The 17,235-nt window shown below is 71.8% G+C and carries 14 protein-coding genes; 7 read left to right on the top strand and 7 right to left on the bottom strand.

The window, feature by feature from the left end; translation table 11 throughout:
* Position 1: 1 nt before the first annotated feature.
* Genes DMB42_RS18215 through DMB42_RS18205 form a run of 3 tightly spaced genes read right to left on the bottom strand, consistent with a single transcriptional unit; the run spans position 2 to position 3,143 of the window.
* Positions 2–889: a carbohydrate ABC transporter permease gene (locus DMB42_RS18215; RefSeq protein WP_125636096.1), complete on the bottom strand. Its 888-nt coding sequence runs from the start codon at positions 887–889 to the stop codon at positions 2–4.
* Positions 886–1,845 (bottom strand): carbohydrate ABC transporter permease, encoded by a 960-nt coding sequence (locus DMB42_RS18210; protein WP_125636095.1) that lies wholly within the window; start codon positions 1,843–1,845, stop codon positions 886–888. Before DMB42_RS18210 ends, DMB42_RS18215 begins: the two co-directional genes overlap by 4 nt.
* Positions 1,845–3,143, bottom strand: coding sequence for an ABC transporter substrate-binding protein (locus DMB42_RS18205; RefSeq protein WP_125636094.1), 1,299 nt, complete (start codon positions 3,141–3,143; stop codon positions 1,845–1,847). Before DMB42_RS18205 ends, DMB42_RS18210 begins: the two co-directional genes overlap by 1 nt.
* A gap of 156 nt (positions 3,144–3,299) precedes the next feature.
* On the opposite strand from DMB42_RS18205, the gene DMB42_RS18200 reads away from it, so the two are divergent.
* The 7 genes from DMB42_RS18200 to DMB42_RS18175 all read left to right on the top strand — a co-directional run bounded on the left by DMB42_RS18200 (position 3,300) and on the right by DMB42_RS18175 (position 12,983).
* Complete coding sequence (locus DMB42_RS18200; protein WP_125636093.1) at positions 3,300–4,520, top strand: ROK family protein; 1,221 nt, start codon at positions 3,300–3,302, stop codon at positions 4,518–4,520.
* Positions 4,521–4,620: 100 nt separating this feature from the next.
* A complete protein-coding gene (locus DMB42_RS18195; RefSeq protein ID WP_125636092.1) occupies positions 4,621–6,810 on the top strand; it encodes an alpha-L-fucosidase in 2,190 nt (729 codons plus the stop codon).
* Between the two features lie 172 nt (positions 6,811–6,982).
* A complete protein-coding gene (locus DMB42_RS18190) occupies positions 6,983–9,712 on the top strand; it encodes a BTAD domain-containing putative transcriptional regulator (RefSeq protein WP_185844720.1) in 2,730 nt (909 codons plus the stop codon).
* Positions 9,713–9,854: 142 nt separating this feature from the next.
* Positions 9,855–10,037 carry a hypothetical protein gene (locus DMB42_RS18185; RefSeq protein ID WP_125636090.1) on the top strand — a complete coding sequence of 61 codons (183 nt, stop codon included), beginning with the start codon at positions 9,855–9,857 and terminating at the stop codon, positions 10,035–10,037.
* Positions 10,038–10,114: 77 nt separating this feature from the next.
* Positions 10,115–10,669, top strand: coding sequence for a hypothetical protein (locus DMB42_RS55015; protein WP_260477765.1), 555 nt, complete (start codon positions 10,115–10,117; stop codon positions 10,667–10,669).
* Positions 10,666–12,519, top strand: coding sequence for an ABC transporter ATP-binding protein (locus DMB42_RS18180; protein ID WP_260477764.1), 1,854 nt, complete (start codon positions 10,666–10,668; stop codon positions 12,517–12,519). Before DMB42_RS55015 ends, DMB42_RS18180 begins: the two co-directional genes overlap by 4 nt.
* Positions 12,516–12,983 carry a S26 family signal peptidase gene (locus DMB42_RS18175; protein ID WP_125636088.1) on the top strand — a complete coding sequence of 156 codons (468 nt, stop codon included), beginning with the start codon at positions 12,516–12,518 and terminating at the stop codon, positions 12,981–12,983. Before DMB42_RS18180 ends, DMB42_RS18175 begins: the two co-directional genes overlap by 4 nt.
* 17 nt (positions 12,984–13,000) lie before the next feature.
* Here DMB42_RS18175 and DMB42_RS18170 read toward each other — a convergent pair whose 3' ends face one another.
* From DMB42_RS18170 to DMB42_RS18155, 4 genes are read right to left on the bottom strand one after another with little or no spacing between them, the layout of a single operon-like run.
* The gene (locus tag DMB42_RS18170; RefSeq protein WP_125636087.1) at positions 13,001–13,762 is read right to left on the bottom strand and encodes an SDR family NAD(P)-dependent oxidoreductase; all 762 of its coding nucleotides are present in this window, start codon (positions 13,760–13,762) and stop codon (positions 13,001–13,003) included.
* Positions 13,759–14,601 carry an amidohydrolase family protein gene (locus tag DMB42_RS18165; RefSeq protein ID WP_125636086.1) on the bottom strand — a complete coding sequence of 281 codons (843 nt, stop codon included), beginning with the start codon at positions 14,599–14,601 and terminating at the stop codon, positions 13,759–13,761. The genes DMB42_RS18170 and DMB42_RS18165 overlap by 4 nt, the downstream gene beginning before the upstream one ends.
* Positions 14,591–15,772, bottom strand: a complete 1,182-nt coding sequence (locus tag DMB42_RS18160; RefSeq protein ID WP_125636085.1) for a mandelate racemase/muconate lactonizing enzyme family protein — start codon at positions 15,770–15,772, stop codon at positions 14,591–14,593. The genes DMB42_RS18165 and DMB42_RS18160 overlap by 11 nt, the downstream gene beginning before the upstream one ends.
* The gene (locus DMB42_RS18155; protein ID WP_125636084.1) at positions 15,759–17,096 is read right to left on the bottom strand and encodes an aspartate aminotransferase family protein; all 1,338 of its coding nucleotides are present in this window, start codon (positions 17,094–17,096) and stop codon (positions 15,759–15,761) included. Before DMB42_RS18155 ends, DMB42_RS18160 begins: the two co-directional genes overlap by 14 nt.
* Positions 17,097–17,235 lie beyond the last annotated feature (139 nt).

The following is a 17,235-nucleotide window of genomic DNA, read 5'->3' as shown; positions in this document are numbered from 1 at the left end:
GTCATTTGCCGATGCCTTGCGTCATGCCGCTCACGATGCGGCGGCCGAACCAGAGGTAGATCACGATCATCGGGAGCACGACGATGACGACGCCGGCGAACAGACCGCCCCAGTTCGAGGTGTATTGCATGTTGGAGTAGAAGTTGAGCAGCGCGACGTTCAGCGTCTGCATGCGCTGGTTCGGCACCAGCATCAGCACGATCACGGTCTCGTTCCACAGGCTCAGCACGTTCAGCACGGCCACGGTCGTGATGCCGGGCCTGGCGAGCGGGACCATGATCTGCCAGAAGGTCCTGAACGGCGTCGCGCCGTCGAGGGCCGCGGCCTCCTCCAGCTCGCCGGGCAGCGAACGGAAGTAGCCGATGAGCACGAAGACGCTGAACGGCAGGCTCAGCACGACGTAGAAGAGCGCGACGGTGATGCGCGGATCCCACGCCCCCGTGATCCAGTCGATCATGAACCGCGACAGGCCGACGCTGATGAGCACCATCGGAACGGCGAACGCCTGGAACGGGATGCTCATGCCGACGGCGAAGAAGGTCGCGACCGGCCCGCTCGACCGTCCGCCCAGCCGGGCCACCGCGTACGCGGCCGGGATGCTGAGCCCCATGACGAGCGCGACCGAGACGGTCACCAGGATCACCGAGTTGACCGTCGCGGCCCCGAGGCCCGAGGTCGACCAGGCGGTGGCGAAGTTCTCCCACATCCAGGTGCCGGGCAGTCCCACGGGGTCGGCGAAGATCTCCCGCGAGGTCTTGACCGAGTTCAGCACGACCCAGACGACCATGGCGAGGTTGACCAGCACCCAGAGCCACAGACCGGCCCTGATCAGCAGGATCGCCGAGGCGCCGAAGGCCTCGGCCGTACGGCGGCGCGCGGGGCCGGTCATGACCACTCCAGCCGGTCGCGCCGCTGGATGCGGCGGGACGACACGATCAGCCCGACGGTGATGGCCGTCATGACCACCCCGATGGCGGCCGCCTCGCCGAGCTGGGCCATGCCGCCGACGCGTCCGCCCGTGACCCGCAGGTACTGCTCGACGGCGAGGGTGCGCGCTTCGAGCGGCGGGGTGCCCGCCGTGCCGACGAAGGCGATGACGATCTCGAACGTCTTGATGCCGGCGATCGCCCACAGGGCCGCGGCGGTCGCGATCATGTCCCGGGTCAGCGGGAGGGTGACGTACCTGAACTGCTGGATCAGGGTCGCGCCCTCGATGCGGGCCACCTCGTACAGGCTCGGCGGGATCCCGTCGACCGCGGACATCACCAGGACGACGTAGAAGCCCGCGGCGCTCCACACGACCCCGGCCATGATCACCTGGAAGATCAGCTCGGGTCCGAGCCAGGGCTGGCGCAGCGCGTCCAGCCCGGCCAGCCCGAGGAGGCTGTTCACCATGCCCTTCGGGTTGAAGAGGAACGAGACCGCGAGACCGACCGCGATCGGTGAGATCATGAACGGCAGGAAGACGGCCGATCGGATGAAGGCGCCGGCGCGGGCGGTGCGCAGCGCGACCATCGCGGCGACCGCGATGAGGAAGAGCGCCACCCCGACGATCGACGTCAGCAGGACGGTGTTCAGGAACGACGACAGGAACATCCGGCTCGACAGGAGTTCGGCGTAATTGGCCAGGCCGACCCAGGAGAACTCGGTGCCCAGCCCCGACCATTCGGCGAAACTGAGCACGACGCCGAAGATCGACGGCAGAACGAAGAAGAGCAGGTAGGCGATCAGTGCCGGCAGCAGCAGCGGGAGGTACAGCCGGCGGCGCTCGCCGTCCAGGGCGCCGCCGGCAACCTCGGCCCGCCCTCGGCGTGCCGCGGGCCGCACCACGGTGTCCGCGACCACTACTCTCCCAGCTCGGCGGTCTGCGCCTTGCCGTCGGCCAGGAACTTCCCGGCGCCGATCGAGCCGCCGATGAGCTTGTCGTCGAGCGGGAGGAAGACGTCGTTGAACCACTTGGGCGCCACCGTGGCGACGCCGTCGAAGTCGAGGCTGACCTCCGTCGCGGCGCGGATCGACTCCTGGATCGAGGTGAGCTCCTCGGGGGCCGGGGAGTCGCCGCGCGACGGGATGTTCCCGGCGTCGGTCGCGATCCGGTCGATGTACTTCTTCTGCATCGCGAACGCCAGGAAGTCGGCGACCGCCTGCTGGTTCGTCGACTTCGGGTTCACCCCCCATCCGAGCGCGCCGATCGTGACCGCCGAGCTCTTCGAGGCGTCGACCGGGGGCAACGAGATGATGCGCGGCTTGACCGCCTGGCCGCGCAGCGAGGCCGTCTCGCTGCCGAGCCAGGTGCCGTTCAGGTTGAAGGTGTGGTCGCCGGCCGCCCACGCGTTCTGGGCGTCGGGGAACTTCGTGGCCATGTAGTCGGGCTGGAAGAGCCCCGCCTTCACGAACGACTCCAGCTCGGTCACCGCCCGCTTCACCTCGGGACGGTCCCAGGCGGCGGGGTCCTCGGCGAGCTGCCGCAGCGCGCCGGGGCCGGCCGTCGAGAGCAGCAGCTGGTAGAGCCAGAACGCGTTGTAGGAGTTGACCGTGCCGTCGAGCGCGATCGGCCGGCGCCCCGCGGCCTTCTCCTTGCCGGCGACGGCGAGGAGGTCGCCGAAGGTCTTGGGCGGGGTGGTGGCGAAGTCGGGGTAGCGGGCGGCGTCGTACCAGAGGCCCACGGAGAAGACGCTGTGGGGGACGAACCCGTAGCCCTTGTCGTCGCTGATCGCCTTCAGCACGCTCTTCGGCAGGACCTCCTCGATCGTGGTGTTCTCGCCGGGGATCTTGGCCTTGAAGACGGCCGACATGTCGCCGAGCGCGCCGGCGGCGCGGAACTCGGCGGTGTGGTCGATCGCCGTGTCGAAGAAGTCGGGCCCCTCGCCGGTCGCGATCGCGTTCTTGATCTGCTCTTCCTGGGCCTTGCCGAGCCACTGCACGTCGACCTTGACGCCGGTCTCCTTGGCGTAGTCGGCGATGACGTTCTCGAAGAGCGTGGCCTGCGGGGTGCCCTTGGCCCACTTCCCCCAGTAGACCAGCGGTTTCGCCGCCGGGCCGGACGCGGCGTCCGAGGACCCGCCGCCCTGGATCTTCGTGCCGCACGCACTCAGGGCGAGGAGCGCGCCGACGGCGGCCACTACGCGGATGCACTTGCGCATTGCTGCTTCCTTCTTGGGGCAGGCGTCCACGGAGGGCCGTGCGACGCGGAGGGGGGCTGCGATGCGCAATAATAAAGACAGTTTCTGTATTAATGGAAGAGGCTTGTTCGTACTCCGTGCGTCAACCCGGCGCCACGGGAACCGAGAGGGTTGTGGATGAGCGTGCTGATCGGACGTGAAAAGAGCCTGCTGCACCGCGCCGGAGACCAGTCGCGGCTGCGCCGCCTGAACTCGCTGGCCGTGATCGAGGCGATCCGGCAGGAACCGCTCACCATTCCGATGGTCGCCCAGGCCAAGGGGCTCTCGAAGACCGCCGCGGACTCCGTCGTCGCCAATCTCGTCACGCTCGGCTGGGCCGTCCCGGTCGAGCCGCTGGCCCCGACCGGCGCCGGAAGGCCGGCCAGCCGCTACCGCTTCCGCGCCGAGGCGGCGGTCGTGGCCGGCGTCGACATCGGCCAGCACACCACCAGGGCCGAGATCGCCGACCTGAACGGCGAGGTGCTGAGCTCGGGGTCGGTCGCCTCGTCCGTCTCCGAGACGCCCCGCGACCTCGTCGCCGCCGCGGTGAAGGTCGTCGATCGGCTGCTCGCCGAGCAGGGCCGCGGGCGTGCCGAGGCGTGGGCGATCGGCGTGGCCGTGCCCGCCGTGGTCTACCAGGACGTCATCACCAAGGGGGCGGCGGGCTGGGCCGGGTTCAGCGTGCGCGCGGCGCTGGAACCGCACTTCGAGTGCCCGATCGCGGTGGAGAACGACTCGAACCTGGCCGCGTTCGCCGAGGCGTGGAAGGGCAGCGCCACCGACGCGACCTCGATGATCTACGTGCACTCGGGCAACCGCACGGGAGCGGGGCTCGTGCTGAACGGCATGGTCGTCCGCGGCGCGAACGGCGCGGCCGGCGAGATCGGCGCGCTGCCGCAGCTCGGCTGGGAGCACGCCCAGGAGTTCCTGCACGACGTACGGCTCGCCGACGGGCGGCGGCTCAACCGCGAGGAGGTGTTCGCCGCCGCGGCCGAGGGCGAGGCGGCGGCCGTCCAGGCGGTCGACCGGTTCAGCGGGGAGATCGCGATCGGCATCGCCGCGCTCGTGCTCGCGATCGACCCCGAGATCGTGGTGGTCGGCGGCGGCAACGCGCGTGCCGGAGACACCTTCCTGGAGCCGCTCCGCCGGCACGTCGAGACCCTGTGCACGGTACGGCCGGCGCCGCCGATCGTGCCCTCGACGCTGAAGGAACACGGGTCGATCACCGGGGCGGCCGGGCTCGCGGCCAACACCGTCCTGGAGCAGTTGTACGCGGCGGCCTCCGGCGGGCAGACCCTGTCCAGCACCGACGTCCCGCCGTGGCGCTGGAACGCGGCGACGGGTGGAGCAAGCTCGTGAGCGCCCACGAGACATCGGATGAATGCTCGCACAACTCTTGCTGTCGGCTTGAAGGTCGGGCTACCTTTCCTCCAACGTCTCCCCCCGCCCTGGAGTGGTCATGGCCCGCTTACGCCGACTTCTCGCTGCCTCGATGCTCACTGTCATCGGATGTATCTCTTCTCCCGCCCTGGCATCAACGGAAGGCCCGTACGAGCCGACCGTCGAATCACTGAACAGTCATCCGACCCCCAAGTGGTTCAACAACGACAAATTCGGCATCTTCCTCCATTGGGGCGCGTACTCTGTCCCAGCGTGGGGCCCGCGCGGCAGTTACGCCGAGTGGTACTGGTACTACATGAACTCCCCCGGTAACGAGACCAATCGCTACCACCGGGCCACGTACGGGGAGGACTTCTCCTACGACCGCTTCGCCGAGCAGTGGAAGGCCGAGAAGTTCAACGCGGCCGACTGGGTCAAGCTCTTCAACGACGCCGGGGCCAAGTACTTCGTCCTCACCTCCAAGCACCACGAGGGCGTCGCCCTGTGGGACAGCAAGGTGAGCGAGCGCGACACCATGGCGATGGGCCCGAAGCGGGACCTGGCGAAGGAGCTGTTCACCGCGGCCCGCGCCGACGGGAAACTGCGCGCGGGCTTCTACTACTCGCTCATGGAGTGGTACAACCCGCTGTTCACCGGCCAGCCGGCGACCAACCCGTACACCGGTCAGCCCGTGCCGTACACCGGGGCCCCGCAGAACGGCGACTACATCAAGGACTACATGCTCCCGCAGATGCGCGAGCTGATCGACGGCTACGACCCCGACATCCTGTGGTGCGACGGCCAGTGGGACCGCTCGGCCGCCCAGTGGCAGACCGCGGGTGTGATCGCCGACTACTACAACAAGGCGCTCAAGAAGGGCAAGGAGGTCGCGGTCGCCAACCGGTGCAAGATCGAGAGCGGCGCGCTGGAGAGCCACGAACTGGACTTCCAGACGCCCGAGTACTCCGTCAAGCCGGACATCGACCCGGTCAAGTGGGAGTCCAGCCGCGGCATCGCGCACTCCTACGGCTACAACCAGAACGAGCCCGTCGAGGACTACCTGAGCTCCGACCAGCTCGTGGACTCCTTCGTTGACATCGTCAGCAAGAACGGCAACCTGCTGCTGGACGTGGGCCCGAAGGCCGACGGCACCATCCCCGACGTGCAGCGGGAACGGCTGCTGGACATGGGCTCCTGGCTGAAGGTCAACGGCGAGGCCATGTACGGCACCACGTACTGGAACCGGGCCGAGGAGAAGGGCGGTCCGGACGACCTCCGGTACACCGTCAAGGACGGCGTCCTCTACGCGACCGCGCTGAAGTGGCCGGGCGAGCAGCTCACCCTGGGCGCGGACGTGCCGGTCGGCCCCGGGACGCGCATCACCCTGCTCGGCTCCGACAGCGGCCCGCTGCGGTGGCAGCGCGACGACCAGGGCCGGGTGGTCGTCACCACCCCCGCCGAGACCGGGCAGTACGCCTACTCCTTCAAGATCGAGACGCCCGGCGTGTCGGCCCTGCCGCGCTTCGGCACCGATCTGCCCGAGTTCGTACAGGCCGGTGAGACCTTCAGCGGCAAGGTGACCGTCACCAACCCCGGCTCCAAGCCGCTGCGCGGGGCCTCGCTGGACCTCACCGCGCCCGAAGGCTGGACGGTGAGCCCGGCGAGCACCAGGATCGGCAACCTGGCGGGCGGGGCGAGCGCCGACGTGCCCGTCACCGTGACCGTCCCGGCCGGGGCCGAGCCGGCCGCGCTGCCGATGCGGGCGACGCTCAGGTCGGGCCGGTTGCGCGCGCCGTACCCGGTCCCCGTCTCGGTGGCGCTGCCCAACCTGGCCCAGGGCAAGCCGGCCACCCAGAAGAGCACCGGCTACGACGCTCCGGCCGCACGGGCCGTGGACGGCAACACGAACGGCGACTTCTGGAGCGGTTCGGTCAGCCACACCGCGGAACCGGCCAACGAAGCCTGGTGGCAGGTCGACCTGGGAGCCTCGGCCGGCCTGGACAGCGTGGAGATCTGGAACCGCACCGACTGCTGCAATGACAGGTTGCGGGACTACTGGGTGATCTCCTCCGACCAGCCGATCACCGCGGACGGGCTGGAGGAGGCCCGCACCGCGCCGGGCGTGACCGCCGTACACGTGCAGGAGCAGGCCGGGCGGCCCAGCAGCACCAAACTGCCCGCCGGCACGTCCGGCCGGTACGTACGGATCCAGCTCGCCTCGGGCACCAACCCGCTGGTCCTCGCCGAAGTACGGGTGAGAGGCCGCTGACACAAGCGGCGATCATCAGCCGCCGATCGCCGCGCTCGTCATGGGCGCGGCGGTCGGCCTGACCGACACGGCGGGAACCGGCAGGACTCCCGCTTCACCTTCCTCACGGCCCCCACGGCTCCCGGACGTTGGTTACGCTCGAACAAGATCCACGAGCAGGGGGTGCGCCGTCGTGCTGATCCGATTACTCGGCCCGGTGGAAGTGGAACGTCCTGGGCAGGTGCTGCCGGTGCGACCGCCTCAGGTGGCGCTGGCACTGGCCGCGCTCGCGTGGGAGGTCGGCCGGGTCGTCCCGGTCGAGTCGCTGCTCGGACGGGTCTGGGGCGAACGGGTCCCGCCGGGGGCGCGGCGCACCCTGTACACGCTCATCACCCGCGTCCGCCGCGACGTCCTGACGGACGAGGGCGCCGTCGTCCACCGGCCCGGCGGCTACCTGCTCGACCTGGACGACTCCGCCGTGGACGTGTCGCGCTTCCGCGGCCTCGCCGAACGGGCGACGACCGAACCCGATCCGGCGCGGCTGCTCGGCGAGGCCCTGGAGTTGTGGCGCGGCGACCCGCTGACCGGGCTGCCCGGCGAATGGGCCGAACGCGCCCGCCACCGCCTGCACGACGAACGCAAGGAGAACCTGCTGCGGTGGGCGCGCGCGGTGACCACCCACGACGCCGCGGCCGCGGTGGCCGCGTTGTCGCCGCTGGCCGACGAGCACCCGCTGGACGAACTGGTCGCCGTCGCGCTGATCGAGGCGCTGCACACCTGGGGCCGTACCGCCGAGGCGCTGGCCCGCTTCGCCGGCGTGCGCCGGACGCTGGCCGAGGAGCTGGGCGTCGAACCCGGCACGGCGCTGCGGCGTGCCCATCAGATGTTGCTGCGCTCCGGTGACGCGGCCGACCCCGCCCGCGTGGTCCCCGCCCAGCTCCCCGGTGACCTGAGGGGCTTCGTCGGCCGGGCGGCCGAGCTGGCCCGGCTGACCGCGGCGGCGCGCGGCGACCAGCCGCCGGCCGCCGCGGTCTGCGCGATCTCCGGACCGCCCGGAGTGGGCAAGTCGTCACTCGCGCTGCATTGGGCCCACCTGAACCGCGACCGCTTCCCGGACGGCCAGCTGCACGCCGATCTCGGCACGGTCGGCCCGGCCGACGCGGCCGCGGTGCTCCCCCGGTTCCTCACCGCGCTCGGGGTCCCGGAGGCGCAGGTGCCGTCGGACGTCGAGGCCCGGATCGGTCTCTACCGCAGCCTGCTGGCCAGCCGGCGGGTCCTCGTCGTGCTCGACGACGCGCGCGGCGCCGACCAGGTACGCCCGCTGCTGGCCACCGCGCCGGGGTGCCTGACGCTGGTCATCAGCCGTTCCGAGTTGTCCGGTCTCGCGGTCACCACAGGGGCCTCCTTGGTACGCCTGGACGTCCTCCCCGACGACGACGCCCACCGCCTGCTGGCGGCGCGGCTGGGGGAACCCCGGCTGGCGGCCGAGCCCGAGGCCACCGCGCTGATCATCCGCCGGTGCGGCCGGTTGCCGCTGGCACTGGCGATCGTCGCGGCACAACTCGCGCAGGGCGACGAACTGCCGCTGGCCAAGGCCGCCGCGGACCTCGCGCGGGCCGGCACGGACCTGGAACCGTTCGCCCACACCGATCCGGCGGTCGACCTGCGCCACGTCTTCGGGCGGTCGTGCCGGCACCTGCCCGCGCCCGCGATCCGCCTGTTCCGGCGCCTCGGGCTGCACCCCGGCCCGGCCCTGCCGCTCGCGGCCGCGGCGAGCCTGGCCGCCCTTCCGGTGGAGGCCGCGGGTGAGCTGTCGGCGCAGCTCGTCCGCGCCAACCTGGTCGACGTACGCGCGCGTGGCCGCCTGCGTACGCACGACCTGCTGCGGGTGTACGCGGCGGAGCTGGCACGGGCTGTGGACAACCGCGCGGCGCTGCGTGCCGCGACGCGGCGGCTGCTGGACTACTACCTGCATTCGGCGTGCGCCGCGAGCGAGCTCTGCTACCTCCACCGCGAGCGGCTGACGCTGGAGCCGCGGGCACGCGGGGCCGTGCGGGAACGGTTCGCCGGCCCGGTGGAGGCCCTGCGCTGGTACGCCGACGAGGCGGTGGCGCTGCCGTCCCTGCTGGCGGAGGCGGCCGCGGCGGGGCTCGACCGGCACACGTGGCAACTGGCGTGGGCGTTCGCCGAGTTCATGCAGCGCCACGGCCCGTGGGAGCAGATCCTGAGCGTTCAGGCCGTGGCGTTGGACGCGGCCGGCCGGCTCGGCGACCGGCTGGCCCAGGCCCGTTCCCACAGCAGCATCGCGCGCGCCCACGCCAAGCTCGGCCTGGAGCGGGAGGCGGTCGAGCACTTCCGGCGGGCGATCGACCTGCACGAGGACCTCGACGAGCCGGTTCTCGAAGCGCACCTGCACCTCGGCGTCTCGACCTCGCTGAACCGGCTGCGCTCCGGCGAGGCGCTGGGCCACGTGCTGCGCGCGCGGGAGCTGTTCCAGCAGGTGGGCGACGTCATCGGCGAGGCACGGGCGTTGAACAACGCGGGCTGGCTGCACGCCGAGGCCGGCGAGTACGACGAGGCGCTGAACCACTGCCGCCGGGCGCAGCGCATCCTGGCCGAGTCCGGGTACGCCCAGGGCGAGGGGCACGCCTGGGACAGCATCGCCTACGTACTGGCGGCCAAGGGCGACCTCGCGCAGGCGGTGACGTGCTACGAACGGGCCGTCGAGCTGCTGCGCGGCTGCGGCGACCTGCACCCGGCCGCCGAGACACTGGTCCGCCTGGGCGAGACGCACCTGCGGACGGGCGACACCGCCTCCGCGCTCGGCGCCTGGCGGCGGGCGGCGGAGTGCTACGACACGCTCGGCGACACGCAGGCCGACCGGGTACGAGCCCGCATCACGGCCTGTGACCAGCGCGGATAGGCCGTTAAGAAATCATTCAGAGATCGATCAACCCCTGGGTGCAGGCTGCGACGAGCGGCGGTACGGCGGCCCGAGGCCGGCCGGACACCGCCGCGCCGAGCGGGCGAGGGCCCGCTCGGGACTGCCGAAAAGGGAGGCTTCGATGCGTGCGATGACCAGAATGGCCGACCGGCTGCTCGAAATGATCGTGCCGCACACGGTGGCCCGCGCCACCGACTGCTCCTACGAGTGCTGCAGCGGCTGGGGCATCGGCCGGTACTGCTGCTACTACCCGGACGGTCACCGTTCGTGTGGCTCCTGCCAGCGTTACGACTACTGCTACTGATCACCCGCCACGATGACCGGTGCCCGGCGGCATGACGCGGCCGGGCACGTTCATGAGCTTTCACACGGAGGTGTCCTGTGCCCTACCTGATCGCGACCGTGGTCCTCGTCGGCGCCCTGTGTCTGGTGGACCTGCTGTTGACCCTCGCCGTGGTCCGCCGGCTCAAGGAGCACACGAAACTGATCGACGCCCTGTACGAGCTCGCCGACGCGGGCGGCCCGGCCGGAGCGTCCGGCGGGGTGGCCGTGGGCGAGGTCGTCGGCGACTTCGACACGACGACCGTGGAAGGAGGCCACGTGACGCGCGACCTCCTGCCCGAGGGGACGGTCGTCGCGTTCCTCTCGCCGGACTGCCGAGGTTGTCACGAGCAGCTTCCCGAACTGGCCTCCTGGGCGGCGGGGCAGGACCGGTCACGGGTGCTGGCCGTGATCGACGGCCGGTCGGGGGACCCGGCGGAGCTGGTCACGGCGCTGCTGCCGGTCGCCCAGGTCATCCTGGACGACGCGCGCCCGCACGTGGCCGACGCGTTCCGGGTACGGTCCTTCCCGGCCTTCTTCCAGGTGTCCGCGGGCGGCAGGCTGCTCGCGACCGCGCCCAGGCTCTCCCGGCTGGCAGCCGGATCCCCGGCGTGACCGGCAGCCGGCCCGCCACGGCGCCGAGTTCGCGGGTCCTGGCGAGGTGCGCGGCCCGCGCCGCCGGGACGGTGTGGCGGGCGGCGCCGGCCCACGTGCTCGCCTACCTGGCGACCACCCTCGTCGGCGCGGCCGGACCGGTCGCCCTGGCGTGGCTGGCCAAGGCCGTGCTCGACGGGGTGGCCTCGGGGCGGGCCGGCGTGCTGCCCGGCCTGGCGCTGGGCATCGCCGCCGTGACGACGGCCGGCGCGGCGGCGGCGCACGCCGGGCAGTACCTGCGCGCCGAGGTGGACCGCCGGGCGGCGTTGCGGGCCAAGGACGAGCTGTTCGCGGCGGTGTCCGGCTTCCCGGGGCTGGCCCGGTTCGAGAGCCCCGCGTTCCTCGACCGGCTGCGCCTGGCCCAGCAGAGCGCGAGCAACCCCGGCAGGCTGGTGGACACGGCGCTCTCGGCCGCGCGCGGCGCGCTCACCGTCGCCGGGTTCATCGGGGCCCTGGCGGTGATCAACGTGGGGTTCACCGTCCTGGTCGTGGTGTCGGCCGTGCCGGCGTTGCTCATCGAGCTCCGGATGTCGCGGCAGCGGGTCGCGATGTTGTGGCGGATCGGTCCCGCCGAGCGCAGGGAGATGTTCTACGCGCAGCTGATGTCCACCGTGGACGCCGCCAAGGAGACCCGGCTGTTCGATCTCGGCGCGTTCCTGCGGCTGCGCATGCTGACCGAGCTGCGCTCGGCGAACGCCGCCCGCCGCCGGACGGACCGGCGGGAGTTCCTGGTGCGGGCGAGCCTGGCGGGCACCTCGGCGGTCGTGGCCGGTGCGGGGCTGGTCTGGGCGATCCTCGCGGCGGGCCGCGGGCAGCTCGGCGTCGGTGACGTGTCGATGTTCGTGGCCGCCGTCGCCGGGGTCCAGTCCGCGCTGAACGTCGTGGTGTCGGCGGGTGTGATGGCGTACGAGCAGTTGCTGACGTTCCATCACCATGTAGCGATCGTGACCACCGGGCCCGGCCTGCCCGTGCCGGAGCGTCCCCGTTCTCTGCCGCCGCTGCGCCGGGGCATCGAGCTGCGTGACGTCTGGTTCCGCTACAGCGAGGACCATCCGTGGGTGCTGCGCGGCCTCGACCTGTTCATCCCGCACGGTGACTCGGTCGCCCTGGTCGGACGGAACGGCGCGGGCAAGAGCACGCTGGTGAAGCTGCTGTGCCGGTTCTACGACCCGACGCGCGGCGCCGTCCTGTGGGACGGGGTCGACCTCCGCGACGTGCCGCCGGAGACACTGCGCGCCCGGATCGGCGCGGTCTTCCAGGACTTCGTGGCCTACGAGCTGACCGCGGCCGACAACATCGCGGTGGGCGACCTGTCCGCCGCCGGGGACCGGGCGCGGATCGAGCGGGCGGCGCGGGAGGCCGGCGTCCACGACACCGTCGAGGCCCTGCCCGCCGGGTACCGCACGCTGCTGAGCCGCGGGTTCCGCCCCGACCAGGAGGACGGGACGGCTGAGGGTGTGGCGCTGTCCGGCGGGCAGTGGCAGCGGGTCGCCCTGGCCAGGGCGTTCCTCCGGCGCGACCGCGACCTGATGATCCTCGACGAGCCCAGCGCCGGGCTGGACCCCGAGGCCGAGTACGAGGTGCATCGGCAGCTCGCGCGGCTGCGCGGCGGGCGTACCAGCGTGCTCGTCTCCCATCGACTCGGAGCGGTCCGCGACGCCGGCCGGATCGTGGTGCTGGCCGACGGCGTCGTGACCGAGGAGGGCACGCACGCGGCGCTGCTGGCCGGCGGCGGCGCGTACGCGCGGCTGTTCACCCGGCAGGCCGCCGGCTACCGGGACGACGCGCAGCCGACGGGGGCGGCACGATGACCGGCCCGATTCCCGGTGCGGTGGCGCTGGTCGCGGGCGTGGCAGGGCTGGTCGCCGGGGCGGTCTGGCTGCGCCGGCGGTACGTGGTGGTGACGGTCCACGGGGAGAGCATGCTGCCCGCGTACCGGCCGGGCGAGCGTGTGCTCGTCCGGCGGACGTCGTCCCGGTCGTTGCGTACCGGCCAGGTCGTGATCCTGGGCGCGGACCCCGGCGGGGACAGGACGGTCACCGGAGCACGCTGGATCATCAAGCGGGTCGCGGCCGTCCCGGGCGACCCGATACCGCGTGACACCGTGCCCGCCCTGCGCACCGCGCCGGGCACGCGGGTGCCGACGGGCCGCCTGGTCGTCCTGGGGGACAACGCGAACCGCTCGTACGACTCCCGCCACTCGGGTTACCTGACCGCGGACCGCCTGCTCGGCGTGGTCCTCCGCAAGATCGGCGGCGGGGTCCTGGACGGGTGACGCCGGAACCCCGACCGCTATGGGCCGGGACGCAATGAGTTCCGGTAGGGCGGCATGAAACGGAGCCTGGGCATCTGGTCGGCCAGCACTCCCCCGTCCACGACCAGGGTGGAGCCGGTGACGTAACGAGCCGCCTCCGAAGCCAGGTAGGCCACCGCGCCGGCGACGTCGTCCGGCCGGCCGTAGCCGCCCCGCAGCGGGATCCGCTCCTCCCACGCCGCCTCGAACGCCTCGCGGTCGAAGGGGAAGTCCCCGTCGATCGGGGTGGCGATCATGCCGGGTGCGACGGCGTTGACGGTGATGCCGTGCGCGCCCAGCTCGGCGGCGAGCGAGCGGGTGATCAGTTCCAGGGCGCCCTTGGAGGCGTTGTAGTGGGCCAGGCCGGCTTCGGCCATGAGGCCGTTCTTGGAGGAGACGGAGACGATCCGCCCCCGGACCCCGTCGGCGATCATGTGCTCGGCCACCCGCTGCGACAGGAAGAACGGCGCGTCGCAGTTGACCCGCATGACGGCCTGCCAGCCGGCCACGGTGATCTCGTTGAAGTGCTCAAGGCGAGCCACCCCGGCGTTGTTGACCAGGACGTGGATCGGCCCATGGTCGCGCCGGACCGCGTCGGCGAGCCCGGCCAGGCCCTCGGTGTCGGCCAGGTCGAACCCGTACGCGCAGCCCGCGCCCGGCCGGTCGACGGTGATCACCCGGTAGCCGTCGGCCGACAGGCGTCCGGCGATGGCCTGGCCGAGGCCCCCGGCGGCGCCGGTGACGACGGCCAGTTCGGTCATGACAACCCCAGCAGGTCGAGCGACGGGCGGTGGATGAGCTTCTCGATCTCCTCCTGGTCCAGGGGCGGCAGGCCGGGGATGCCGGGGACGGCGCCGACGGCCCGCAGCCCCTCCACCGAGGCGTCCACCGTGGTGAAGGGGTAGTCGCTGCCGAACAGGAGCTTGGCCCACACCCCGTAGTCCTGGGCCAGGCGCAGGCTGTGCCAGAGCTGGAAGGGGCGGTAGTGCAGGGCGGAGACGTCGGCGTAGACGTGGCGGTGCTTGCGGATCACCGCGATGCACTCCCCCTCGTACGGGTGGCCGAGGTGGGCCAGGACCATGCGCAGCTCCGGGTGCCTGATGGCGACCTCGTCCAGGTGCACCGGCAGCGCGTACCGCAGGGGCGCGGCCGAGACGAACGTGGTCCCGGTGTGGACGAGCAGCGGCAGGCCGTGGCGGGCGGCGTAGGCGTACAGGTCGTCCAGCTCGGGGGCGGCCGGGTCGAAACCGGCGTACATCGGCATGAGTTTGATGCCGCGCAGCCCGAGGTCGCGGTGGCCGTGTTCCAGCTCGTCGCGCCAGCCTGGCTGAGTGGGGTCCAGCGACAGGTAGCCGATGAGCCGGTCGGGGTGCTCGCCCGCGTAGGCGGCCACGGCGGCGTCCTCCACCCACAGGCCCGAACGCCTGGCCTTGCCGCCGACCACGACGGTGCGGGTGCCGGGGGGCGAGGTGGCGGCGTAGTCCGCCCAGCGCACGGTCAGGTCGACGTGACCGCCGTGCGCGCGGGCGGACTCGGCCGCGAACGGGTCGCCGACGTCGTCCGGGCAGGTGAACAGGTGGGAGTGGACGTCAACGATCACGCTTCTCCCAGCCCTCCTTGAACATGTTCCAGAACCGGTGGGACGGCGGGTGCTCGGCGAAGACCTCGTCGGCCAGCTCGACGCCGAGCCCCGGCCGCTCCGGCAGCCCGATGTGGCCGTCGGTCACGGGCAGCACGCCCTTCAGCGCCTCGAAGACGTACGGCTCCAGCATGCCGTCGAACGTCTCCAGGACGAGCAGGTTCGGCATGCCGAGCACGGCGTGGACGGAGGCGGTGGTGCACAGCGGGGAGTTGGAGTTGTGCGGGGCGACGAGCATGGCGTGCACGTCGGCCTGCGCGGCCAGCTTCCTGATCTCGGTGAACCCGCCGGCCATCGACAGGTCGGGCTGGATGATGTCGACCGCGCCGGTGGCGAACAGCCGGGCGTACTCGTAGCGGTTGTGGAAGTGCTCGCCGCCGGAGATGGGCATGGCGGCGCGGGCCCGCAGCTCGGCGTAGCGCTCGATGTGCGTCCACGGCAGCGGCTCCTCGAACCAGCCGAGGTCGAACGGCTCCAGCTCGCGTACGAGCCGGACGGCGGTGGGCATCGCGAAGCGGGCGTGCCCCTCGACGAAGAGGTCCAGATCCGGCACGGCCTCGCGGACGGCCGCCACGATGTCGACCGAGAGCCGCAGCTCGGCCCGGGACAAATCGCCCAGCCCGGCCCCGAACGGGTCGAACTTCAGCCCGGTGTAGCCGCGCGCGGCGACCTCCTTGGCCTTGGCCGCGAACACCTGCGGGTCGCGCTCGCCGGTGTACCAGCCGTTGGCGTAGACCCGTACGGAGTCGCGGCAGGCGCCGCCGGTCAGCCGGTAGACGGGCACGCCGAGCGCCTTGCCCATGATGTCGTGGAGCGCCTGGTCGACGCCGGAGACGACGATGCCGCCGACATCGCCGCCGCGCAGGAAGTCGCCCTGGTACATCCGCAGCCAGATCTCCTCGACGTCGAAGGGATCGGCGCCGATCAGATGGCGCTGTGCCATGGCCTCGGTCAGCGAGCAGGTCTCCCGGCCCCGGTAGGGGTGGGTGATCTCGCCGATGCCGGTGAGCCCTTCGTCGGTGTGGACGCGTACGTAGGAGAAGTCGCGCCAGGCGGTGCCGAGGGACAGGGTCTCGACCCGGCTGATCCGTCCGGCGGGGCCGGCCGGGCGCTTGGTGTCAACGGTGAGCATCGGCTCCGCCCATGGTGCTGGCGCCGGTCAGGTCGAGCACGTCGCCGCGGGCGAGCTCGGCGGCCGTGGCGGCCGATTCCAGCAGGTGGTCGACGTCGGCGTCGGTGTGGGCGTAGGAGACGTGGCTGCGCTTGAGGTTGAGAGGCAACTCGAAGATGCCGTGCTCCAGCAGGCGGCGGCGGTACCCGATGAACATGTTGGCATCATTGCGCAGCAGGTCGTCGTAGGTGCGGGCGGGTCCGGTCATGAAATATCCGACGAAGACCGAGCCGTACCCGCTGACCAGCGCCGGGATGTCCAGCGAGGCGAAGACCTCGGCCAGCCCGGTCCTGATCCGCTCGCCGAGGCGGAACACGTGCTCGGGCACCGGCTCCTCGCGCAGCTTGCGCAGCGTGGCCAGGGCGGCCGCGACGACGGCCGGGTGGCCGTTGTAGGTGCCGGCGAAGAAGGCCGGGCCGCCGGGCCGCGAGCTGAACAGCTCCATGAGATCGGCGCGGCCTCCGAGCGCACCCACCGGGTAGCCGTTCGCGATCGCCTTGCCCATGGTGGTGAGGTCGGGGGTGATCCCGGAGATCGCCTGCCAGCCGCCGAGGTGGTGCCGGAAACCGGTGATCACCTCGTCGAAGATCAGTACGCTCCCCGCCCTGGTGCACTCCTCGCGCAGCGTCCGGAGGAACTCCTGCTCGGGCAGCAGGCAGCCGACGTTGTGCGGCACCGGCTCCAGGATGACGGCGGCGATGTCGTCGCCGTGCTCGGCGAACGCCCGCCGTACGGCCTGCTCGTCGTTGAACGGCAGGACCAGCGTGGCCTCGAGCACCTCGGGCAGGATGCCGGTCGAGATCGGGTCGTGCGTGCCGACCTTCTCCGGCGCGGAGATCACGTTGAGGCTGACCGCGTCGTGCCAGCCGTGGTAGCAACCCTGGAACTTCACCACGAGCCGGCGGCCGGTCGCGGCTCTGGCCACACGCAGGGCGTGGAAGGTGGCCTCGCTGCCGGTGCTGGTCAGGAGCACCTTCTCCACGCTCGGCACGAGCTCGGCCAGGGTCTCGGCGAGCTCGACCTCGCCGGCGGTGACGCCCACGCCGCACAGGTCGACCGTACGGCCGGCCTCGGCGACGGCCGCGCTGACGTCGGGGTCGTTGTGGCCGAGCAGCGGCGGGCCGAAGGCGGCGTGGTAGTCGACGTACTCCCGTCCTTGCGAGTCGCGGAAGCGGGCGCCGGCGGCCTCGGTGATCACCAGGTCGGTGAGCCCGGGGATGCTGCGCTGCCCGCTGTTCACGCCGCCGGGGATGACCTGGCGGGCGCGCTCGGCTAGGTGCTTCAAATCTCTCTCCTCTGACGCGCCTCCCGGCCCGGCCCGGCCTGGGGTGCGCTGGTCATCCGCCACAAATTCCGAACAGTGTTTGGCAATACCGAACAGTCGAGGGAGATTGAAACACGAGAATGGGTGGGGGTCAACGATG

This window comes from Nonomuraea sp. WAC 01424, from assembly GCF_003947315.1.
Taxonomy (GTDB): Bacteria; Actinomycetota; Actinomycetes; order Streptosporangiales; family Streptosporangiaceae; genus Nonomuraea; species Nonomuraea spiralis.
This window is presented reverse-complemented; position numbering and strand designations above follow the sequence as displayed.